This is a genomic window from Sphingopyxis sp. Root1497, assembly GCF_001427085.1.
Classification (GTDB): Bacteria; Pseudomonadota; Alphaproteobacteria; order Sphingomonadales; family Sphingomonadaceae; genus Sphingopyxis.
Genome location: NZ_LMGF01000004.1, coordinates 467,615 through 487,983 on the forward strand (window position 1 = coordinate 467,615; position 20,369 = coordinate 487,983).

Below are 20,369 nucleotides of genomic sequence, written 5' to 3' on the forward strand. Positions count from 1 at the left end.
TCGCCCTGCCCTGCGGCTGCGACGGCGGGCCAGTGGGACGCGAGACCGCGCATGACGAAAGGGCGCGCGGCGGCGGCGATGGCAGCATCAATCGCCGCCAAGTTAGCGCCGTCAACTTCGTCGATCGTCTTTTCCGTTTCGGTGCTCACGGACATCAATCAAGCCGTTCGTGTCGAGCGAAGTCGAGACACCCCGAAGCCTTGCGGGTCCCCAGCGTGTCTCGACTTCGCTCGNNNGGGATTAGGTGGCGGCGCATAGATAGGCGAGATGCAGGCAGCTCGGGCTCCCCGGCGCTTACCGCCCGGGTTCGACACGAACCGTCCGGCTGGCACGCTTGCCGTCGGCGGAACGGCTACGCAGGTCGACCGCGCCGCCGACCGCGACCGGTCCCGCATAGCGCGTCCAGACGCCGCCTTCGACGCGATATTCGATGGTAGTGCCGGGATAGGCGCTGTTCGCTTCGAGCTTGCCCGCGGCAATGCGTGCGCCCGGCGGGGCTACGCGATAGGCGACGCCGATGCGGTCGAGCAGCGGGAATTGCGCCGCAGCGCGGCCGGCAAAATCCTGCCAGCCCGTTTTCAGCTTTGCCCGATCGACACGGCTGTCGCCCCATTCATAGGCCGCCCCCGCTTGATAGGCCGGCGTCCAGGGCGCGGGCGCCCAGCCGCGCTCGGCGAGCGCGAGCAGGCGCGGGAAGAGCATATAGTCGACCTGGCCGTCGGTGCGGATCGTCTCGCTCCACAATTGCGCCTGCACCCCGGCGATGCGGTGGCCGGGCTGGAGCGTCGGGGCATCGTCGATCGGCTTGCCCTCGGCATAGATGTTGCGGATCGTCGCGGCGTTGGCGGGCAGATTGTCCGGCATGAAGCCGAACACCTGATATTCGTCGACGCCGCGCGAGGCCCAGTCGTAACCGCCTTCGTCGGGATGCGGCGCATAGGGCATGTCGAAATAACCGAGGTCGGGGATCGACAATATGACGTTCCAGCCGCGATTTAGCTGGTCGTGCGCCTCGCGGATCGCGCCGGTGTGGAGAACGCCCCAGATGTTGGTCTGAACCTTGGCGGGCATGTTCGCGGTGACGGTGTGGCCCATCCCGTCGCTCCAACCGCCCGACTGCAGCCCCTTGGCGGCGAGGCTGGCGCTGACGCGTTCGATGAAGCGCGGGGTCAGCTTGCCCGGATCGCCGCCATTTTCGGCGATCATCGCGGCGCAGGCGGGCGACTTGACCCAGGCGCCCGCGGTCTCGTCGGCACCGAGGTGGAAGGTCTTGAGCGGCATGCCCGCCTGGCGGTGCATCTCCGCCAGCGCATCGACGACAGTGTCGACGAAGCGATAGGTCGCGGGCAGGCAGACGTTCAGCGTATTGTCGTCGTAATTCTGGATGCTGCGATATGCGGTGGTGTCGGCGGGGTCGATCAGGCGATAGGCGTCGGCCTCGGCGGTCTTGCCCGCAGCCGCCAGCCGCGCGTGGCGGAGTTCCATCGCCTTGATCGCGGCGCGGCTGTGTCCCGGCATATCGATCGACGGGATCACCTCGATCTGGCGCGCTGCCGCCGCCTGCACGATCGCGACATAGTCGGCGGTGCTGAGATAGCCGTTGACCCCGCTCGTCCCGTCGGGACCGGCGCCGAGCTGCGGCAGGATGCAGGTCTTTTCCTCGGGGTCGTGGCAGCGTTTCGAGCCGATTTCGGCGAGTTCGGGCAGCGCCGGGATTTCGATCCGCCACCCCTCATCCTCTGCAAGGTGAAGGTGAAGCTTGTTGAGCTTGAACGCCGCCATCGTCTCGACCAGCTTCAAAATCTCGTCACGACCATGGAAATTGCGCCCCAAGTCGAGGTGGAGGCCGCGAAAGCCATATTCGGGCGCGTCCTCGATATGGAGCGGCTTGAGCTTGCCCTGTTCGAACGCCGCCTGTTGCGCGAGCGAGCGCAGGGCATGGCTGGCCCCCGCAGCATCGTGGGCGCTGATCGTGACACCCGATGCGACGACGTCGAGGACATAGGCTTCGGGCGCGAGCAACGGCGCGCCGATGTGGATGGTGAGCGGCAGCTTGCCGCCCTCACCCACCCCCGCCGCCGCCAGCGCGGACAGGGCGGGCGCGAGAGCGCTGCGATCGGTGCCGTCGAGCGTCAGCGCGATACCGCCGCCGAGGTCGACGGGCTTGCCCTTGCCCTGCACCGCCCGGGCCGGTTTGGGCAGGATGACGACGCCGGTCGCGGCGGGCGCCTGACGGTCGGCCTGAAGCGCGAAGGCGCGTTCGGGGAGCAGCCAGCGCGTCTTGTCGGCGTCGCTCTTGGTCGCGAGCCGCGCCTCATCGGTCATCGGCGCGACGAAAGGCAGGATTTCGAGGCCGGTTTCGGGGTCGATGACGGGCCGCGTCGCGGCGATCGTGCGCGCCCGCACCCCGTCGGCGACGAGATAGGCGTTGGGCATGCCGAACGCCTTCGAGAAATTGGCGCCGACGCCCCATAATTTGATCTTATGCGTCGACCCGGGTTTCAGCGTGACCCCGGGCTTGAGCGTCAATTGCTGGACGTCGCCGTTGATCAGGCGATGGTCGAAGATGTCGCTTTCGACGACGGGGAGGCGGTTGACGAAGCTGAAGTAGAGCGAGAGGCTGTGAAGGTCGGCGGGGACCGTGTCGGGCAGCGTCAGCGTGATCGTCGAGAGGAAACAAGCGTCGATTCCCGTCGGGCACGCCGGACGGTTGTCGACCATCGTCAGCCGGTAGCCGAGCGTATCGGCGAAGCGGTCGAACGCCGCCTGCGCGGGGGCTTCGTTCGCGAACGCCGCGGGCGCCATCGGCAGCGCCACCGCCATCGCCGCGGTCGTCATCACCCTGGCCATCATCCGCATATTCGCTCTCCCACTCGACAAGTTGTATCTAATTTGTCATGTCATTGCCGAATGGTCAATGCGCTTCAAATAGGGCGATTTCAAAAGGGATAGGCGTGATATGGCAGGAATATCGGCTTTTCGGCGCATCGCGGCGATCCTGATTGGTTTTACATTAGTATTGTCGACGACATCGACCGCCTCCGCGACCGATCGTCCGGTTGTGGTCGGCTATCTCGCGGCATTCAAGGGCCTCGACCTGTCGATCGAGCGGACCGACCTGTCGGCCTTCACCCACTACAACCTCTCCTTCGCCAATCCCGATGCCGGAGGCGCTTTCGTCCGCGACGGGCGCATGACCTGCATGGGCGACGAGAATGGCGCGGCCATGCGCATCGATGCCTTGCGTGCGGCGGTGGCGCGGTTGCACGCGGCGGGCGGAAAGGTGCTGTTGTCGACCGCGGGCGGGGTGATCCCCGGCTGTTCGGGCGACTGGCGGGCGTTGCTGGCGCCCGAGCGGCGCGCAGCGACGGTGGCGGCGCTGGTCGAGCTCGCCGAGACGCTGAATCTCGACGGGATCGACATCGACATCGAAGGGGCGCTGCTGACCGAGATCGACAAGGCCGGCAATTATACGCCGTTCATCGCCAAGCTGTCGGCGGCGCTGAAGGCGCGCGGCAAGCTGCTGACCTGTGCCACCGCATCCTATGAGGGCGGGATGATCCCGATTTCGTCGATCGGCTATTTCGATCTGGTCAATATCATGTCCTATGACGCGATCGGGCCGAGTTGGGGCCAGTCGGGCGACGAGCATTCACCCTATGAGATGGCGAAACGCGACCTCGACCTGTGGCTGGCGCGCGGGGTGGCGCGCGAGCGGCTGGTGCTCGGCGTGCCCTTTTACGGCTACGGGTTCGGCGGCGAGACGGCCAATTGGTCCTATCGCGACCTTGCAGCAAGCAAGGGGCTGGACGCTACCAAAGCCGATGTCATCGGCGATCGCTGTGCGAGTTGCCGCTACATCACCCACAATGGTCCGGCGACGATCACGGCGAAGGCGCGACTTGCGGCGGAAAAGGCGGGCGGCGTGATGGTGTGGGAATTGTCGCAGGACAGCCCCGATCATGCGCTGACCCGGGCGATCGGGCGCGGATTGTCGCGCGAATAGGTCGCAACGAGGTTGACGCGACGATACCAATGCAACACATGGGGCGGGCGCACTGGTCCTATTGCCCGCGCGCCTGTTCGAAAAGGTATCGTGCGTGTCGCTGATCGATCGTCTGGGTCCGCTCCAGAAGGCGGACCCAACCCCGCTCTACCTGCAATTGCAGAAGATATTGCGCGACGCGATCGAGGGGCAGATCGTCAAGGCCGAGGAGGCGATCCCGACCGAGCGCGACCTGGCCGAGGAATTCGACGTGTCGCGCATCACGGTGCGCAAGGCGATCGACGGGCTGGTCGCCGACGGCATCGTCACGCGGCGGCGCGGCGCCGGCACCTTCGTCACCCGGCCGCGGGTCGAGAAGAGCTTTTCGAAGCTGACCAGCTTTTCCGAGGACATGATCTCGCGCGGGCGACGGCCGTACAGCAAATGGGTGAGCAAGACCGAGGGCACGGTGACCCCCGAGGAAGCGCTGTCGCTGGGGCTGTCGCCGGGGTCGCTCGTTTATCGTTTCCACCGCATCCGCTATGCCGACGACACGTCGATGGCGCTCGAGCAGGCGACGATCCCGGCTTACTGCCTGCCGTCGGTCGAGGCGGTGGGCAATTCGCTCTATGAGGCGCTCGAGGCCGCCGGGCATCTGCCGGTGCGCGCGCTGCAGCGGCTGCGTGCGATCGCCTTTACCGCCGAGCAGGCCGAGGTGCTGGGGATCGAGCCGGGGACGCCGGGGCTGTTCATCGAGCGGCGCGGGTTCCTGTCCGACGGGCGCACCGCCGAATATACGCAGAGCTATTATCGCGGCGACGCCTATGACGTCGTCGCCGAGCTAAACGGCGGATAGACGGCGCAGAAACTCGCTGTGCGGCGGCAGTTCGGATAGCTGTTCGGCGACGCGGCCGCGCAGGGTAGCGAGGCGAGCGGACAGGTCTTCGGACGAGAGGCCGTCGGCGATCGGGTGCCAGCTTCGCGGTTTGACCCCCTGCCCCGTGAGCACCGCATACCAGTTGGTCGGGCCGAACAGGTCGCCGGGTTCGAACAATATATTGCCGGTGGCGCGATACGCCTCGATCCGTTCGGCGAGGCTGTCGGGAACGCCGGCGGCGACGACGTCGCGCCAGAAGGGCGTGTCGTCGCGGTTCGCGGTCGCATAATGGGCGATCACGAAGTCGCGGATCACCGCATATTCGTGGAGCGCGTCGCGGTTGAAGCGCGCGACGACATGCGGGTCGAAACCGTCGCGCGGCAGCAGCGCGAGCAGCCGGATGATCGTCGTCTGGATCAGGTGGATCGAGGTCGATTCGAGCGGTTCGAGGAACCCGCCGGCGAGGCCGATCGCGACACAGTTGCGGTTCCAGATGTGCTTGCGATGGCCGGCGGTAAAGCGCAGCCGATTGGCGTCGGCGAGCGGGGCGCCGGAGAGGTTGGCGCGGAGCGCGGCCTCGGCGTCGTCATGGCCGAGGTGTGCGCTCGAATAGACATAGCCATTGCCGTCGCGGTGCTGGAGCGGGATGCGCCATTGCCAACCCGCCGCGCGTGCGGTCGAGCGGGTGAAAGGCGGCGGGTCGCCGCTGCGCTCGGTGGGCATCGCGACCGCGCTGTCACAGGGGAGCCAGTGGTTCCAGTCGGTGTAGCCGGTCTGGAGCGCGCCCTCGATCAGCAGGCCGCGGAAACCCGAGCAGTCGATGAACAGGTCGCCCTCGACGATGCGGCGGCCGTCGTCGAGGGTGAGCGCTTCGATATAACCGTCCTCGGGGTCGAGGCTAACGTCGGCGACCTTGCCCTCGATGCGGGCGACGCCCTTGTCCTCGGCATAAGCACGCAGGAAACGGGCGTAGGCGGCGGCGTCGAAATGCACCGCGTGATGGACCGGGCCGTGGCGCGTCGCGGGGGCGAAACGGCCGGCGCGCGCCGCCATGGTTTCAAGGTTGTACGGGCCATGATCGGGATCGCCGCCCGCGGCGAGGTGGCGCAGCCAATAGTGGTGGAAATGCACGCCCGCCATCTCGACGCCCAGATAGCCGAAGGGGTGGAAATAGCTGTTGTCCGCGCCGCCCCAGCCGTCGAACGCGATGCCGAGCTTGATCGTGCCGTGCGTCGCGCGCAGGAAGTCGGCCGGGTCCATGCGCAGATAGCGGTTGAATTCGTGGATCGGCGGCACCGTCGCCTCGCCGACCCCGACGGTGCCGATCGTTTCGGATTCGACGAGGGTGATCGTCCGGTCCTGCCCCGCGAGCGCGCGGCCGAGGGCTGCGGCGGTCATCCAGCCGGCGCTGCCGCCGCCGACGATGACGATGCGGCGGACGGGGCGGGTGCGCGCGCTCATGCCCAGAGCCGCCGCAGCGCGTCGGCGTGGGTGTCCATCGCGCGAACGTCGGTGGCGACGGCGCGCAGCTGGCGCTGGAATTCAGCCATCAGCGCCGGATCGTCGACCTGCAGCGCCTGCGGATCGAAGCCGCGCGGGACGACGCCATGGCCCGCCATGACGAGCACCCAGCCATCCTCGACATGCGCCTCGTGGTTGTAATGCGCGAACATGCCGCGCGCGGCGAAGAGGTCGATTTTCGACGCGAGTTCGCTTGAGACCGGCGCGGCGCGCGCGGCGGCCCAAAAGGGTTCGCTGCGGGCATTGAGGCGGAAATGCTGCGCGGTGAAGTCGTGCACCCGTGCCCGGCCGCCGCCGATTTCCTCGTTATAGATATCGGCCTCGGGCATCGCGGCGCGATCGAGCGGCCAGAGCAGGACGAGCTGTGCGATCGCGAGTTGGAGAAGGAGCAGGTCGGCGCCGTCGAGCGGCGGCGCGTCGCCCGCGGCGCGGCCGATGGCGACGACATTGTCGACCCACAGCCGCGCCCGCGTCGCCGCGCCGACGGGTTCGGACGCGCCCTCGACGGGACGGCCGATCATCGCGGCCAGCGCCGCGCGGGCATCGGCGTCGGACAAACGCGCGCCATCGTAGAAAAACTCGACCGCGGTGCGGTCGGCGAGCGGGATCAGCGTGGTCCAGCCCGCCGGATGGGCGGCGGTGCGGCTGTACAGCGGCAGTGGATCGAAGGGCGCACCCGATGCGCGCAGGACGCGGTCGCAGAGCAGCGCTTCCTGCTCGGCCCCGCCGGGATCGAGCATGGAGATCAGTGCGCCATCGGCGTCGACGAACAGGTCGGCCGCGACGCGCTGCCCGTCAGCGAGGGTCAGCGCGGCAAGCTTCGTACCGTCGCGTTCGGGCACGGCATCTTGTCCCGGCACGATTCGCACCCCCGCCTCTTCGCACGCGCCGCGCAGCAAACGCGCATAACCAGCGGCGTCGAGGTGCCAGCCGCGCTTGACCGCCTGCCCGGTCGCCTCGCCGCGCTCGCCGGTGCGCCCCTCCTTGGCGGCGGCGGCGGCGAGGCAGAAATCCTCGAGCCCGACACGCAAGCCGGCGGCGCGCGCGCGGGCCCAGTGCTGGACGAAGGGCAGCGAGGCATAGGGTGTCCCGGCATCGCCATAGGCATGGAGGAAGGCAGTCTCGCCGCCCGACCAGCCAGCATATTGCTGTCCCATGTTGAAGGTCGCGGCGGCCTGTCTGGCCAGCGCCGCTTCGTCGATGCCGAGCAGGCGGTGGAAGGTTGCCAGGTCGGGCGGCGCCACCAGCGCGGCGTGCGGCGGCGGCGCCTCCCCGGTGTCGACCCAGGTCACTTCGGTCCCGAGCCGCGCAAAAGCGCGGGCGATCGCGAGCGCCGCCATCGCCGCCGCGACGCCGCCGCCATAGACGGCAACCCGCTGCACCGCGCCGCTCAAGGCGCGGGCGCCGGGCAGTAGGAGGCAACGAAGTCGGCGTGGGACGGCGCCGACTTCGCGCCAAGCGCGATCGTCGCGGCCAGATTGCCGAGCCGATCGGCGAGAAGATCGTCGGGGAGCGTGTCGGCGAGCCGGTCGGCGGCGTGGGGCACGATCCCCTGCCCCACGAACACCGCCTGCCAGCTCGGCGGGCCGAACAGCCCGTCGCGATACGCTTGGACAAAAGCGCGCTGGCGGAAGCGGTCGATCTTGCCGGCGAGCGTGTCGGGGACATTCATCGTCGTCACCTGTTCCCACAAAGGCGCGTCGGCGTCGTTGGCGATATAGTGGAGGATCAGGAAATCGCGGATGCGGTCATATTCGACATCCATCACGCGGTTGAACTCGGCGGGCAGCGCCGGGTCGATGCCATCGCGCGATGGTAACAATGTCAACATGTGCATGATCGCCATCTGCACGAGATAGATGCTCGTCGATTCGAGCGGTTCGAGAAAGCCGCCCGCGAGCCCCATGCCGACGACATTATGCGCCCATGCCTGGTCGCGCTTGCCGGCCTTGAACCGCAGCACCCGCGGTTCGGCGAGCGCCTCTCCGTCGAGGTTGGCAAGCAGGGTCGCCGCCGCTTCGTCGTCGGAAATGTCTTTTCTGGCATAGACATAGCCGTTGCCGGTGCGGTGCTGGAGCGGGATGCGCCATTGCCAGCCCGCCTTGCGCCGGGTCGAGCGCGTATAGGGGGTGAAGTCGGTCGAGCGCACCGACGGCACCGCCGCGGCGCTGTCGCACGGCAGCCATTTCGACCAGTCGTCGAGGTCGACGCCGAGCGTTCCGCCGAGCAACAACGAGCGGAAGCCCGAGCAGTCGACGAACATGTCGCCGGCGACGCTGGTCCCCGAGGCGAGCGCCACCGCCGCGATGTTACCACTGTTAGCATCGCGCGCGACATCGACGATCCGGCCCTCGACACGCTCGATCCCGCGCGCCTCGGCCCAGCCGCGCAGATAGCGGGCGTAGAGGAAGGCATCGAGGTGATAGGCATAGGCGAAAGCGTTGCGGACATCGTTCGGATCGCCGTTCGGCAGCATGAAGCGGTTCTGCAGCGCGGCGACGATCGGGAAACAATAGCCCGAGAGCGGCGCCGCGACGCCGGCGTTGCGACCGCGCACCCAATAGCTGAAAAAATCGGCCTCGCCGATCGGGCGGCCAAAGGTACCGAAGGGATGGACATAGCGGTCGCCCTGCCGCCCCCAGTTGACGAATTCGATGCCGAGTTTGAAGCTTGCCTGCGTCGCCTGCATGAACTCGACCTCGTCGAGCCCGAGGAAGTCGTTGAAATCCTTCATTTGCGGCAGCGTGGCCTCGCCGACGCCGACCGTGCCGATTTCCTCGGATTCGATCAGGCGGACGCGGAAACGCGAGCGATCGAGCTTGGCGGCGCAGGCTGCGGCGCACATCCAGCCGGCGGTCCCGCCGCCGACGATCACCAGATTGAAAGGCCCCTCGTCCATCGCCTCACACTAACCGCGCCGGATACCGGCGCCAGCCCTTTCGGTCCGGCGCCGGCCCCCCGCTTTTAGAAGGTCAGGCGCGCACCGACCTGGTAGCGCCGGTCGTTCTTGAACCAGGCGTTCGGCTTGAGCAGCCCGGTCGAATCGACCTGCTGGAACAATACGGTATCGGTGCCGAGCAGGTTCGTCCCTTCGAGGATGAATTCGATGTTCTTTGTCGCACGGAGGCGCACGGAGGCATCGAGATAGCCCGTCGCCTGCTGCCAGATCGGCAAGCCGACGCAGCAGTCGATCGCGGTCACCAGATATTTGGAGCGCCAGTTATAGGCGACGCGCGCCGAAATCGGACCCTTTTCATACATGCCGACGAGATTGTAGCTGTGCTTCGAAATCCCCTCGAGCGCGTTCGGTTTGACCGTGCTGTCCTCATAGGTGATGCCGCCGCCTGCGGTGCCGCCGGCGGTCTCGTTGGTCAGGTTGACCGTTTCGATGCCGTTGTTCTTCACATAGGTGTAGTTCGCCTGGACCCCGAAGCCGTCGAGCGGTGCTGGCAGGAAGTCGAAGAAGGTCTGGAAGGCGAATTCGGCGCCGTAGATCTTCGCACCATCGCCGTTGACCGGGCGATCGAGACGGACCGTCTCGGTCACGCCGCCGTTGGTGATTTGCAGGCTGAACTGGCCCGCCTGGATATAATTGTAGAATTTCTTGTAGAAACCCGTGGCGGTGAACGAGCTCGACCGGCCGAAATAATATTCCAGCGTCAGGTCGAACTGGTCTGCGGTCATCGGCTTGAGGTTCGGGTTCCCCGACTTGCCGGTATATTGCCAGTCATAGGCGATCGCCTCACCCGCCGCGTTGCGCGTCACATTGGGGTCGGAGAAATCGTTGAGGTTGGGCGACAGGCGGTTGATCGTCAGGAAGTTGCGCAACAGCCCGAAATCGGGACGCGACATCGCGCGCGAATAGGCGAAGCGCGACACCAGCTTGTCGGTCAGGTCGAACTTGACGTTGAAGCTGGGCAAGGCATGGAAATGATTGGCCTTTGTGGCGTCAGCCACGGTCGCGCCATTGTTGAACGCGATCTCGCTCGCGGTCACGGCGCAGCCCGAGGTCGCGGTGGGACGGCCGTCGACAACGGCACGCTCGCAGGACAATTGGGTCGGGGTGAACGGGTTGGCGAAGGTCGTCGCACCCGCCGTGTCGTTGCGCGTCCAGATGAGGCGCACGCCGAGGTTGCCCGAAATGCCGACATTGCCGATGCTCAGGCTGTCGCCGCCGAACTTGGCCATCGCATAGGCCGACATCGTGCGCTCACCCACCTTCAGCACTTCGCTGGGCAGATAGCAGCCATAGTCGCCGGTGATCGTTTCGCCGGCGCGATAGCCCTGGTTCGAGCAGACCGGGAAATATTCGCCGACGCCGATCGTCGGCCGGCCGAGCGTCGCCGCGAGTTCCTCGCGGTTCACCAGCCGGTCCATGTTGAAGAAGACGAACGAATGCTGGTTCAGCTGGTTGCCGGCGAAGAAGTCCTTGCCGAAGCTGTGGATCGCCGTCGAACCCGCAGGATAGGTGGGGCTGTCGGTGTTGAAATAGGGCGCCTGGGTGTAGGTCCAGGTGTTCGAGATATTCGCCCAGTTATAAGCGCCCCACCGCACCGTCTGATCGCGGTCGGCATAGCGGGCGCCGACCTTGATCGCGCTGAGCCAGCCCGAATCGACCTCATATTCCAGATCCGCCTTCAGCGCGATTTCCTTGCCGTCGCTGTCCTCGGTGTGATCGGTAACCGAATAGAAGAAATAATTGTTCGGATTGGTCAGGCCGCCGGCCGACAGGTTGATATTGTCGGCGGTGGTCGGCGTGAAGGTGAGGGTCGGATATTTGCCCGTCAGATCGACATAGGTGTTGGCGTAGCTGCGCGAGGTGACCGACGCGTTATAATTGCTGACGCTGGCGTCGACATATTGCCCGTCGAGCGTCAGCCGCACCCGATCGGAGACGTCCCAGCGGAAGTTCAGGCCGAAATCCTGGGTAATCTGCTTGTTCTTCAGCGCGTTGGCGGCGGTGTCCACCTGCGGCGCGCGGCGGTCGTTGGTGCAGCCTTCCCACGAATAGCAGCGGTTGAAGAAGGCCTCGCCATCCTCGTTCAGGCCGAGTCCGCGATTCTCGTCGCCCTCGCCCACATAGGGACGCTGGTACGACCACCAGCCGCTCTGGAAATTGCCGTCGGCGTCGAAGGCGAAGGGCGCGGTGCCCTGAAGCGGGCTGATCAGCGACGCGTCGCCGAACTCATAGTCGCTCGGCTGGCCATAGAGGTCGCCGTAGAAGGTCGACGAGAAGACCGCATATTCACGCCAGCTGTTGTTATATTGCGAGCGGTTATACTGCCCGGTGAGTTCCATCGTCTCGTCGTTCGAGCGCCACTGGAACGCCGCCGCGGCGCCATAGCGTTTGCGGTCATATTCATTCTCGCGCATGAAGATGCCGCTGGGGATATATTGCTTGCCCGGGCCGAACACGCCGTCGAAAATACCCATGCGTTCGAACTGGATGCCCTGGCTCGCGGTCTTCGCGTGCGAATAGGCGCCGTTGATCATCAAACCGATCTCGCCGATGCCGGTCTGCCAGCGGTCCGAAATGATGCCCGAGAATTCGGGCGTCGATTTGCGGGCGATGTCGCCATAGGTGTTCTTGATCGAGATCGAGATCAGGCGGCCGTCCTGGTCGAAGGGCACGCGCGTGCGCAGGTTGACGGTGCCCGCGATGCCACCCTCGATCATGTCGGCGGTCTGGTTCTTGTAGGTATCGATGCCGCCGAGCAGTTCGGGCGAGATGTCCTGCCAGGACAGGCCGCGCGACGAGTTGGCGCTGAAGGTGTCGCGGCCGTTGAATTCGGACCGGACCTGGTTGAGGCCGCGCACGATCACGCCCGAGGGTTCGGCGGAGAAGTGCGAGGTGTCGTCGGTGCCGGCGAACCGGATGACGGTGATGCCGGGGACGCGCTGCAAGGCTTCGGCAACCGATTTGTCGGGGAAGGAGCCGATATCCTCGGCGGTGATCGAATCAACCACCGTGTCGGCGTTGCGCTTGCGGTTCTGTGCCGATTCGAGGTTGGCGCGGATGCCGGTGACGACGATGTCGTCGGCATTTTCCTCGCTGGCCGGTGCGTCCTGCGCCGCGGCGGGCAGCGTGATGGCGCCCACCAGTGCGGCGGCGCAGACACCGCGCATCAGCGCATTGCGGCGCCCCAAAGCTTTTGCAGGCCCATGAACCATATTATTTCCCCCATCATCGTCCGGTGGTCCGGTCCAGATTGCCTTCCCAACAATCTCGATAAGACCAATTGCGTCATTGGACTATTACCAATAGACTACAAATCTGACGCGCTGTCCATGGCAAATTTGTGGCAGTGTCGAGAAGCCGCCCGCGGGGGCGCGGCGACCAAGGGGAGGCACAGCCATGCGCCTGATTTCGCTCGACGTGTTGCGCGGCCTGACCGTGTCGGGGATGATCCTCGTCAATTCGGCGGCGGCGATGAAATATGGCGCCGAGGCCGATGTCGCGCCGATCCTGCTGCACGTCAGTTGGGACGGACTGACCCTCGCCGACCTGGTGTTTCCGGGATTCCTGACGATGGTGGGGATCGCGATTCCCTTTTCGCTGCGCGCGGGCGGTGCACCGCAGACGGGGCGCATATTGTCGCGCGCGGGACGGTTGCTGCTGCTCGGCTTCCTGCTCAGCAACCTGTACTGGTTCATGAGTTTCGCGTCGGGCGAGTGGCGGTTGTTCGGGGTGCTGCAGCGAATCGGACTGGTCTATGCGGCGTGCGCCTTGCTGTTCCTGGGCGTCGGCCCGCGGGCGCGGCTGGGGCTGATCGTCGCGATTCTGACGCTCTATTGGCCGCTCGCGCTGCTGCCGTCGCTCGATGGACCGGCGACCGATATCTGGGTGCGCGGGCATAATTTCATCGCCTCGGTCGACCGGCTGTTCCTGGGCACGCATCTTTATGTGCAAGGCCCCGAAGGCTATGATCCCGAGGGAATATTGGGGACGCTGCCGGCGATCGCGCAGGGGCTGATCGGGGTCGCGGTGGGCGAAATGCTGATCCGCCGCGCCGGACCGGCGACGCGGCAGCTGGCGCTGACCGGCGCGGCGATGCTGGCGGCGGGCGGGGTGTGGAGCTTCGCCTTTCCGATCGTCAAGGACATCTGGTCGAGCCCGTTCGTGCTGGTGACCAGCGGCATCACGATCCTCGCGCTCGCACTGCTCCACCATACCCTCGATCGCGAGGGCCGCGCGCCGGGGATCGCCGCGACCGCGATGCTGGCGTTCGGGGCCAATGCGATCGCCGCCTATACGCTGCATCAGGTGACCGCGGGGGTCGTGACATGGGACCTGTCGCTCGCGCCGTTCCGCGCGACGCGGGCGATGCTGGGCGATCCGGTCGCGTCGCTGATCCCGGTGCTGCTTTATATGCTGCTCATCTGGGGGGCGATGGAATGGCTGCGACGCAAGCGGTGGTTCGTAAAAATCTGATCGGCGAAAGATACAAGTTGATGCGATATCTATAACCTATATAGTACCAATAATATCGGGGCGAACGAGGACCCCGGCGCGAGTCGGAGACGGTAGAAAGCATGACGCTGCAAGAGGCGCTGAAAACGGGGCGGACGCTGATGGAGAGCGAGGCGGGCGAGGCCGCCGCCGCGGTTGCTGCGATGCTCGCCGCCAATGCGCGGGCCTTTGCCGCGATCGGCGAACGGCTGCGCGCCGATCCACCCGCCGCGGTCGTCACCTGCGCGCGCGGATCGTCGGACCATGCCGCGACCTACGCCAAATATCTGATCGAAACGATGACCGGCACCCCGACCGCGTCGGCAGCGCTGTCGGTCGCGTCGCTCTATGACGGGCCGACGCTGGCGGGCAAAAGGCTGTGCCTTGCGATCTCGCAGTCGGGCCAGAGCCCCGACCTGCTCGCTTCGGTCGAACAGCAGAAGCGCGCCGGCGCCTATGTCGTCGCGCTGCTCAACGCCGAGGACGCGCCGCTGTGCGCGCTCGCCGACGTCGTGATCGCGCTCAAGGCCAGCCCCGAAAAATCGGTCGCAGCGACCAAATCCTATATCGCGTCGCTCGCCGCGATCGCCGCACTCGTTGCCGCCTGGGCGCAGGATGACGCGCTGGAAGACGCACTCGATACCCTGCCCGGCCAGTTGGAACGCGCCTTCGCGCTCGATTGGTCGCCGGCGGTCGCGGCTTTTGCCGATGCGACGAACCTGTTCGTGCTCGGCCGCGGCTATGGTTATGGCGTCGCGCAGGAAGCCGCGCTCAAGTTCAAGGAGACCTCGTCGCTCCATGCCGAGAGTTTCAGCGCCGCCGAAGTGCGGCACGGGCCGATGGCGATCGTCGGCGACACGTTCCATGTGCTGGCGTTCGGCGGCAGCGACCGCGCGGCGGAGAGCGTGCGCGAGGCGGCGGCGGAGTTTCGCGGCCGCGGCGCGACGGTGCTGCTCGCCGATCCGGCGGGCGGCGACCTGCCCGCGCTGCCCGCGCACCCTGCGATCGAACCGATCCTGCTGATCCAGAGCTTTTACCGCATGGCGAGCGCGCTCGCGGTCGCGCGCGGCCGCAACCCCGACTCGCCCCCGCACCTCAACAAGGTTACCGAGACCCTATGATCCTTCGCTTTCAGAATGGCTGGGTCGCACAGCCCGGTGGCGCCGTCGGCGCGGCGGACATCGCCGTCGCCGACGGCGTCATCACCGCCGTCTCGGCGACCGGCAGCGCGCGCGCCGATGCCGTGATCGACCTAGAGGGCGGCTGGCTGCTGCCCGGCTTCGTCGATACGCAGGTCAACGGCGGCGGCGGCATATTGTTCAACGACCATGTCGACGTCGAATCGATCGCCGCGATCGGGGCGGCGCATGTCCGTTTCGGCACCACCGCCTTCCTGCCCACACTGATCAGCGACACCGCCGAGCAGATCGCCGCCGCGCTGACCGCGGTCGACCATGCGATCGACGCGGGCGTCCCCGGCGTTATCGGCATCCATATCGAAGGGCCGTTCATCAACGAGGTGAAGCGCGGCATCCACGAGGCGCATCGCATCCGCAAGCTCGATGCCGAGACGCTGGCGCTGCTGACCGCGCCGCGCCGCGGCAAGGTGATGCTGACGCTCGCCCCCGAACTGTGCGACGACGAGGATATCCGCACGCTGGTCGCGCATGACGTAATCGTCAGCGCGGGGCACAGCGACGCCACCTATGACGAGGCGCAGCGCGCGATCGCCGCCGGACTGAGCGGCTTCACCCATTTGTTCAATGCGATGTCGCCGCTGCACCACCGCGACCCCGGCGCCGTCGGCGCGGCGTTCGATTCGGACTGTTATTGCGGGCTGATCGTCGACGACGTCCACCTCCACCCCGCGGTCGTGCGGCTGGCGGTGAAGGCGAAGGGCATCGACCGGCTGATGCTGGTCACCGACGCGATGCCGAGCGTCGGCACCGACGACAGCGAATTCACCCTACAGGGCAAGCGCATCGCGGTGAAGGACGGCGTCTGCATCTTCGAGGACGGCACGCTCGCGGGCACCCACCTCGACATGGCGTCGGCGCTGCGCAAGACGGTCGAGGTCACCGGCTTATCGGTGCCCGAGGCCGCGACGATGGCGAGCGCGACGCCCGCCGCCTTCCTGTCGCTGTCGGCGAGCCATGGCGCGATCGCGCCGGGGCGCCGTGCCGATTTCGTGTGGCTCGACAAGGCGCTCGCGCCGCGCGAGACATGGATCGGCGGCGCTTCCGTCACCGATACCGCATCGGCCTTTGTCCAGGCCGCCCAGTAAAGTTGAGGAACCGCCGATGAGCCTGATCGTCACCTCGCCGCTCAGGGGTTGGGTCTCGGCCCTCGACGGCGTCCCCGATCCCGTTTTCGCACAGCGCATGATGGGTGACGGGGTGGCGATCCAGCCGCTCGGCGACACCGTCGTCGCACCGTGCGACGGCGAAGTGACGACGCTCCATGCCTCGGGCCATGCGGTCGCGCTGCGCAGCGCCGAGGGCGCCGAACTGCTGATCCATATCGGGCTCGATACGGTGATGCTGAAAGGCGAAGGATTCACCCCGCTGGTGTCGGTGGGGCAGATGGTGTCGCGCGGCGACCCGCTGATCCGGTTCGACATGGACGCGGTCGCGCTCGCCGCGACGAGCCTGATCACCCCGGTCCTCGTCACCAATGCCGAGGCCTTCACGATCACGAAGCGCACCGTCGATGCGGCGGTCGGCGCGTGCGAGGCGCTGATGACGTTGGTCCCCGTGCAGACCGATGCGCGCAAGCGGTCGGACGACGGGACGCTGATCGAGCAGGCGGTGAAGCTGTCGCTGCCGCACGGCATCCACGCCCGCCCCGCCGCGCGGATCGGCGAGACGGTGCGCGGCTATGAGGCGGACGTCCACCTGCTCCATGGCGAGACGCGCGGCGATGCGCGCAGCACCGTCGCGCTGCTCGCGCTCGGCACCAGCTTCGGCAGCGAGATCGTCGTGCAGGCGCGCGGCGACGATGCCGAGGCGGCACTGGCGGCGGTGGTCGCATTGCTCGCGACCGACATGGGCGAAGGCGCGCGCCCCGCCCCTGCCCCGGTCGCAGCACCGGCAACGTCACTGGCCGAGGGGCATATCGGCGGCGTGATCGCCTCGCCCGGCCTCGCCATGGGTCCGGCTGTGCGGCTGCACCGCGCCGAGATCGCGGTCGCACGCGAAGGCACCGGCGCCGTGGAAGAACGCGCCGCGTTGATCGCGGCAAGGACCGATGTGCGCGGGCGGATCGCCGCGCGCGCCGAGGCCGCGGGCGGCAGCGTTGCGGCGGTGATGCAGGCGCACCTCGCGCTGATCGACGATCCCGAATTGCTGGGCGCCGCCGAGCGCCGCATCGCCGACGGGGCGAGCGCGGGCTTCGCTTGGCGCGGCGCGGTCCATGACCAGATCGACGCGCTGCGCGCGACCGGCAATGCGCATCTGATCGAACGGATCGACGATCTGGTCGATATCGAACGCCAATTGCTGTCGGCATTGACCGGCACCCCGACCGAGGCCGAGACGATCGCGCCGGGCGCGATCCTGGTCGCCGACGACCTGTTGCCGTCGCAGTTGATCGCACTGTCGGCGACGGGGCTGGTCGGCATCGCGCTGTCGCGCGGCGGGCCGACGTCGCATGTCGCGATATTGTGCGCGGGCATGGGGCTGCCGTCGCTGGTCGCGATGGGCGACGCGCTCGATGTGGTCGAGGACGGCCATTTGCTGTTGCTCGACGCCGAAGCGGGCCATGTTAACAGTGTTCCATCGGCCGCCGATACCGAGGCTTTCACGCAGCGCCTGACCCAGCGCACCGCACGCCGCGAAGCCGCGCGCGCCGCCGCCGCCGAGGCGTGCCACAGCGCCGACGGCACCCGGATCGAGGTCTTCGCCAATATCGGCACCGTCGACGATGCGGTGTTGGCCGCCGCACAGGGGGCCGAGGGGTCGGGTCTGGTGCGCAGCGAGTTCCTGTTCCTGGGCCGCGACGCTGCGCCGTCGGAGGATGAGCAGCACGCGGCCTATCAGGCGATCGCCGATGCACTCGCCGGCAAGCCCGTGATCATCCGTCTGCTCGACATCGGCGGCGACAAGCCCGCCGCCTATATTCCGATCGGGCCCGAGGAAAATCCGGCGCTCGGCCAACGCGGCATTCGCGTCGCGCTCGCGCATCCGGGCCTGCTCGAAACCCAGCTCCGCGCGATTCTGCGCGTCGAGCCCGTCGGCCAGTGCAGGATCATGATCCCGATGGTCGCGAGCCTCGACGAACTGCGCGCTGTGCGGGCGCTGGTCGACACGCTGCGCGGCGATATGGGCATCGTCGTTCCGGTCGAGGTCGGGGTGATGGTCGAGACCCCCGCCGCCGCGATGACCGCCGACCTGCTCGCCGCCGAGGCCGATTTCCTGTCGATCGGCACCAACGACCTGACCCAATATGTGCTGGCGATGGACCGCGGCAATCCGGCGGTCGCCGCCGGGCTCGACGCGCTCCATCCCGCGGTGCTGCGGATGATCGGCGAGACGTGCCGCCTTGCCGCGACGCATGGCCGCTGGGTCGGGGTGTGCGGCGGGCTGGCGTCGGATCCCGCGGCGCTGCCGATCCTGATCGGGCTGGGCGTCACCGAAGTCTCAGCGGTGCCGGGCTTCGTCGCCGAGGCCAAGCAGGTGGTGCGCCGGCTGACGCTGGTCGAGGCGCGCGCGCATGCCGACCTGGCGTTGCAATGCAAATCGGCGGCGGACGTGCGCGCGCTGGCCCGCGCGTTCGAGGAGACACGGTAATGCGGAAGATTCTCGAAACGCTCCAGCCGCTCGGCCGTGCGCTGATGCTGCCGATCGCGGTGCTGCCGGTGGCCGGCCTGCTGCTGCGCATCGGCCAGGACGACCTGCTCGACATCGCCTTCATCTCGGCGGCGGGGTCGGCGATTTTCGCCAATCTGGGAATCTTGTTCGCGATCGGCGTCGCGGTCGGCTTCGCGCGCGACGGCAATGGTGCCGCGGCGCTCGCGGGGGTCACCTGTTACCTCGTGACCGTTACCGGGGCGCAGACCTTTATGGTTGCGCCGCCCGATATCGGCGTCGGATTGCCCGACGCGGCGGCAGCGCTGGCGGCGAAGGACTGGGCGTTGAGCCAGATCGACAAGCTGGAGGTCCCGATCGGCATCTTGTCGGGGCTGATCGCCGGCAATTTCTACAACCGTTTCGCGACGATCGCGCTGCCCGAATATCTCGCCTTTTTCGGCGGTCGCCGCTTCGTGCCGATCGCAAGCAGCGTCGCCGGACTGCTGCTCGCGGCGGTGATCGGTTATGGTTATGCGCATATCAGCGGCGCGATCGACAGCGCCAGCCGCACCGTGGTCGAAAGCGGCAGCGTCGGACTGTTCCTCTATGGCGCGCTCAACCGCCTGCTGATCGTCACCGGGCTGCACCATATCATCAACAACGCCGCCTGGTTCGTCGTCGGCGATTTCAATGGTGCGACGGGCGACCTCGGGCGTTTCTTCGCGGGCGATCCCGATGCCGGTGCCTTCATGTCGGGGTTCTTCCCGGTGATGATGTTCGGCCTGCCCGCCGCGTGCCTCGCCATGTATCACGAGGCACGGCCCGAACGGCGCAAGGCGGTCGGCGGCATGCTCTTTTCGCTCGCCTTCACCAGCTTCCTGACCGGGGTGACCGAACCGATCGAGTTCACCTTCATGTTCGTCGCGCCCCTGCTCTATGCGATCCACGCGCTGCTGACCGGGGCGTCGATGGCGCTGATGAACGCGCTCGACGTGAAGCTTGGCTTTGGCTTTTCGGCGGGATTGTTCGACTATGTGCTGAATTTCGGCCTCGCGAAAAACCCCCTGTGGCTGCTGCCGATCGGGGCGGTTTATGCGGGAGTCTATTACGGGCTGTTCCGCTTTTTCATCCGGCGGTTCAACCTGGCGACCCCGGGGCGCGAGACAGGTGAAATCGCCGAGGCGGCGACCGCCTCGGCGGGCAGCGCACGCGGGCGGGCCTTTGTCGCCGCGCTCGGGGGAGCGGGCAATCTGACGAGCGTCGACGCCTGCACCACCCGGCTGCGGCTGATCGTCGCCGACAGCCACGCGGTCGACGAGGCGGCGCTGTCGGCGCTTGGCGCGCGCGGGATCATCCGGCCTTCGGACCATGCGGCGCAGGTCGTGCTCGGCCCGGTCGCCGATCTGGTCGCGGAAGAGATTCGCGGGGCGCTGGCGGCGGGCGGCACGGCGGCAGCGATGGTCACCGCGACACCGGCCGGCCGGCCGGCGGACGCGGTGCTGCCCGCCGCGATCCTCGATGCGCTGGGCGGCGCGGCGAATGTACGCAGCGTGCAGGCGCTGCACGGGCGGGCGCGGGTCGAACTCGCCGATCCGGCGCGGGTCGACGAGCCGGGACTGGCGCGCGTCACGCGCGGCGTCGCGCGGCCCGGCGGCGACGTGCTGCATATCCTGCACGATTAGGGTTCCGCCCTCCTCTTCCCGGAGGGCATGGAAGTGGCGGCGCGGCCTGACTGGACTATAGGACCGC

At 67.2% G+C, this 20,369-nt stretch carries 12 protein-coding genes and 1 pseudogene; 7 read left to right on the plus strand and 6 right to left on the minus strand.

What is annotated here, in order from left to right; genetic code table 11:
* Positions 1–155, minus strand: a pseudogene (locus ASD67_RS23870) (hypothetical protein); the annotation flags it as partial.
* A 139-nt stretch (positions 156–294) separates the two neighbouring features.
* Positions 295–2,859 (minus strand): family 20 glycosylhydrolase, encoded by a 2,565-nt coding sequence (locus ASD67_RS13755; protein WP_056348100.1) that lies wholly within the window; start codon positions 2,857–2,859, stop codon positions 295–297.
* A gap of 100 nt (positions 2,860–2,959) precedes the next feature.
* On the opposite strand from ASD67_RS13755, the gene ASD67_RS13760 reads away from it, so the two are divergent.
* Together ASD67_RS13760 and ASD67_RS13765 are read left to right on the plus strand one after the other, a co-directional pair.
* Positions 2,960–4,006 (plus strand): glycosyl hydrolase family 18 protein, encoded by a 1,047-nt coding sequence (locus ASD67_RS13760; RefSeq protein WP_056348102.1) that lies wholly within the window; start codon positions 2,960–2,962, stop codon positions 4,004–4,006.
* A gap of 94 nt (positions 4,007–4,100) precedes the next feature.
* Positions 4,101–4,841, plus strand: a complete 741-nt coding sequence (locus tag ASD67_RS13765) for a GntR family transcriptional regulator (RefSeq protein WP_056348551.1) — start codon at positions 4,101–4,103, stop codon at positions 4,839–4,841.
* Here ASD67_RS13765 and ASD67_RS13770 read toward each other — a convergent pair.
* The 4 genes from ASD67_RS13770 to ASD67_RS13785 form a co-directional block, all read right to left on the minus strand.
* Complete coding sequence (locus ASD67_RS13770) at positions 4,827–6,323, minus strand: tryptophan halogenase family protein (RefSeq protein ID WP_056348104.1); 1,497 nt, start codon at positions 6,321–6,323, stop codon at positions 4,827–4,829. The genes ASD67_RS13765 and ASD67_RS13770 overlap by 15 nt on opposite strands.
* The gene (locus tag ASD67_RS13775; RefSeq protein WP_056348106.1) at positions 6,320–7,777 is read right to left on the minus strand and encodes a tryptophan 7-halogenase; all 1,458 of its coding nucleotides are present in this window, start codon (positions 7,775–7,777) and stop codon (positions 6,320–6,322) included. Before ASD67_RS13775 ends, ASD67_RS13770 begins: the two co-directional genes overlap by 4 nt.
* A complete protein-coding gene (locus ASD67_RS13780) occupies positions 7,774–9,282 on the minus strand; it encodes a tryptophan halogenase family protein (protein WP_056348108.1) in 1,509 nt (502 codons plus the stop codon). The genes ASD67_RS13775 and ASD67_RS13780 overlap by 4 nt, the downstream gene beginning before the upstream one ends.
* A 65-nt stretch (positions 9,283–9,347) precedes the next feature.
* Positions 9,348–12,509, minus strand: coding sequence for a TonB-dependent receptor (locus ASD67_RS13785; protein WP_162248583.1), 3,162 nt, complete (start codon positions 12,507–12,509; stop codon positions 9,348–9,350).
* Between the two features lie 229 nt (positions 12,510–12,738).
* Between ASD67_RS13785 and ASD67_RS13790 the strand changes: the two genes are divergently transcribed.
* The 5 genes from ASD67_RS13790 to nagE all read left to right on the plus strand — a co-directional run bounded on the left by ASD67_RS13790 (position 12,739) and on the right by nagE (position 20,302).
* The gene (locus tag ASD67_RS13790; RefSeq protein WP_056348112.1) at positions 12,739–13,815 is read left to right on the plus strand and encodes an acyltransferase family protein; all 1,077 of its coding nucleotides are present in this window, start codon (positions 12,739–12,741) and stop codon (positions 13,813–13,815) included.
* A 101-nt stretch (positions 13,816–13,916) separates the two neighbouring features.
* On the plus strand, positions 13,917–14,954 hold the full coding sequence (locus ASD67_RS13795) for an SIS domain-containing protein (protein WP_056348114.1): 1,038 nt from the start codon (positions 13,917–13,919) through the stop codon (positions 14,952–14,954).
* Positions 14,951–16,117 (plus strand): N-acetylglucosamine-6-phosphate deacetylase, encoded by a 1,167-nt coding sequence (gene nagA, locus ASD67_RS13800; protein ID WP_056348116.1) that lies wholly within the window; start codon positions 14,951–14,953, stop codon positions 16,115–16,117. Before ASD67_RS13795 ends, nagA begins: the two co-directional genes overlap by 4 nt.
* Before the next feature lie 16 nt (positions 16,118–16,133).
* Positions 16,134–18,620, plus strand: a complete 2,487-nt coding sequence (ptsP, locus tag ASD67_RS13805; RefSeq protein WP_056348118.1) for a phosphoenolpyruvate--protein phosphotransferase — start codon at positions 16,134–16,136, stop codon at positions 18,618–18,620.
* Positions 18,620–20,302, plus strand: coding sequence for an N-acetylglucosamine-specific PTS transporter subunit IIBC (gene nagE, locus ASD67_RS13810; RefSeq protein ID WP_056348120.1), 1,683 nt, complete (start codon positions 18,620–18,622; stop codon positions 20,300–20,302). The genes ptsP and nagE overlap by 1 nt, the downstream gene beginning before the upstream one ends.
* The last annotated feature ends 67 nt before the right edge of the window (positions 20,303–20,369 follow it).

What these genes read in the sequence shown, in the direction of transcription:
- ASD67_RS13755 (WP_056348100.1), bottom strand. Translation starts at nt 2,859, where the DNA reads ATGCGGATGATGGCCAGGGTGATGACGACCGCGGCGATGGCGGTGGCG.
- ASD67_RS13760 (WP_056348102.1), top strand. Translation starts at nt 2,960, where the DNA reads ATGGCAGGAATATCGGCTTTTCGGCGCATCGCGGCGATCCTGATTGGT.
- ASD67_RS13770 (WP_056348104.1), bottom strand. Translation starts at nt 6,323, where the DNA reads ATGAGCGCGCGCACCCGCCCCGTCCGCCGCATCGTCATCGTCGGCGGC.
- ASD67_RS13780 (WP_056348108.1), bottom strand. Translation starts at nt 9,282, where the DNA reads ATGGACGAGGGGCCTTTCAATCTGGTGATCGTCGGCGGCGGGACCGCC.
- ASD67_RS13785 (WP_162248583.1), bottom strand. Translation starts at nt 12,509, where the DNA reads ATGCGCGGTGTCTGCGCCGCCGCACTGGTGGGCGCCATCACGCTGCCC.
- ASD67_RS13790 (WP_056348112.1), top strand. Translation starts at nt 12,739, where the DNA reads ATGCGCCTGATTTCGCTCGACGTGTTGCGCGGCCTGACCGTGTCGGGG.
- ASD67_RS13795 (WP_056348114.1), top strand. Translation starts at nt 13,917, where the DNA reads ATGACGCTGCAAGAGGCGCTGAAAACGGGGCGGACGCTGATGGAGAGC.
- nagA (WP_056348116.1), top strand. Translation starts at nt 14,951, where the DNA reads ATGATCCTTCGCTTTCAGAATGGCTGGGTCGCACAGCCCGGTGGCGCC.
- ptsP (WP_056348118.1), top strand. Translation starts at nt 16,134, where the DNA reads ATGAGCCTGATCGTCACCTCGCCGCTCAGGGGTTGGGTCTCGGCCCTC.
- nagE (WP_056348120.1), top strand. Translation starts at nt 18,620, where the DNA reads ATGCGGAAGATTCTCGAAACGCTCCAGCCGCTCGGCCGTGCGCTGATG.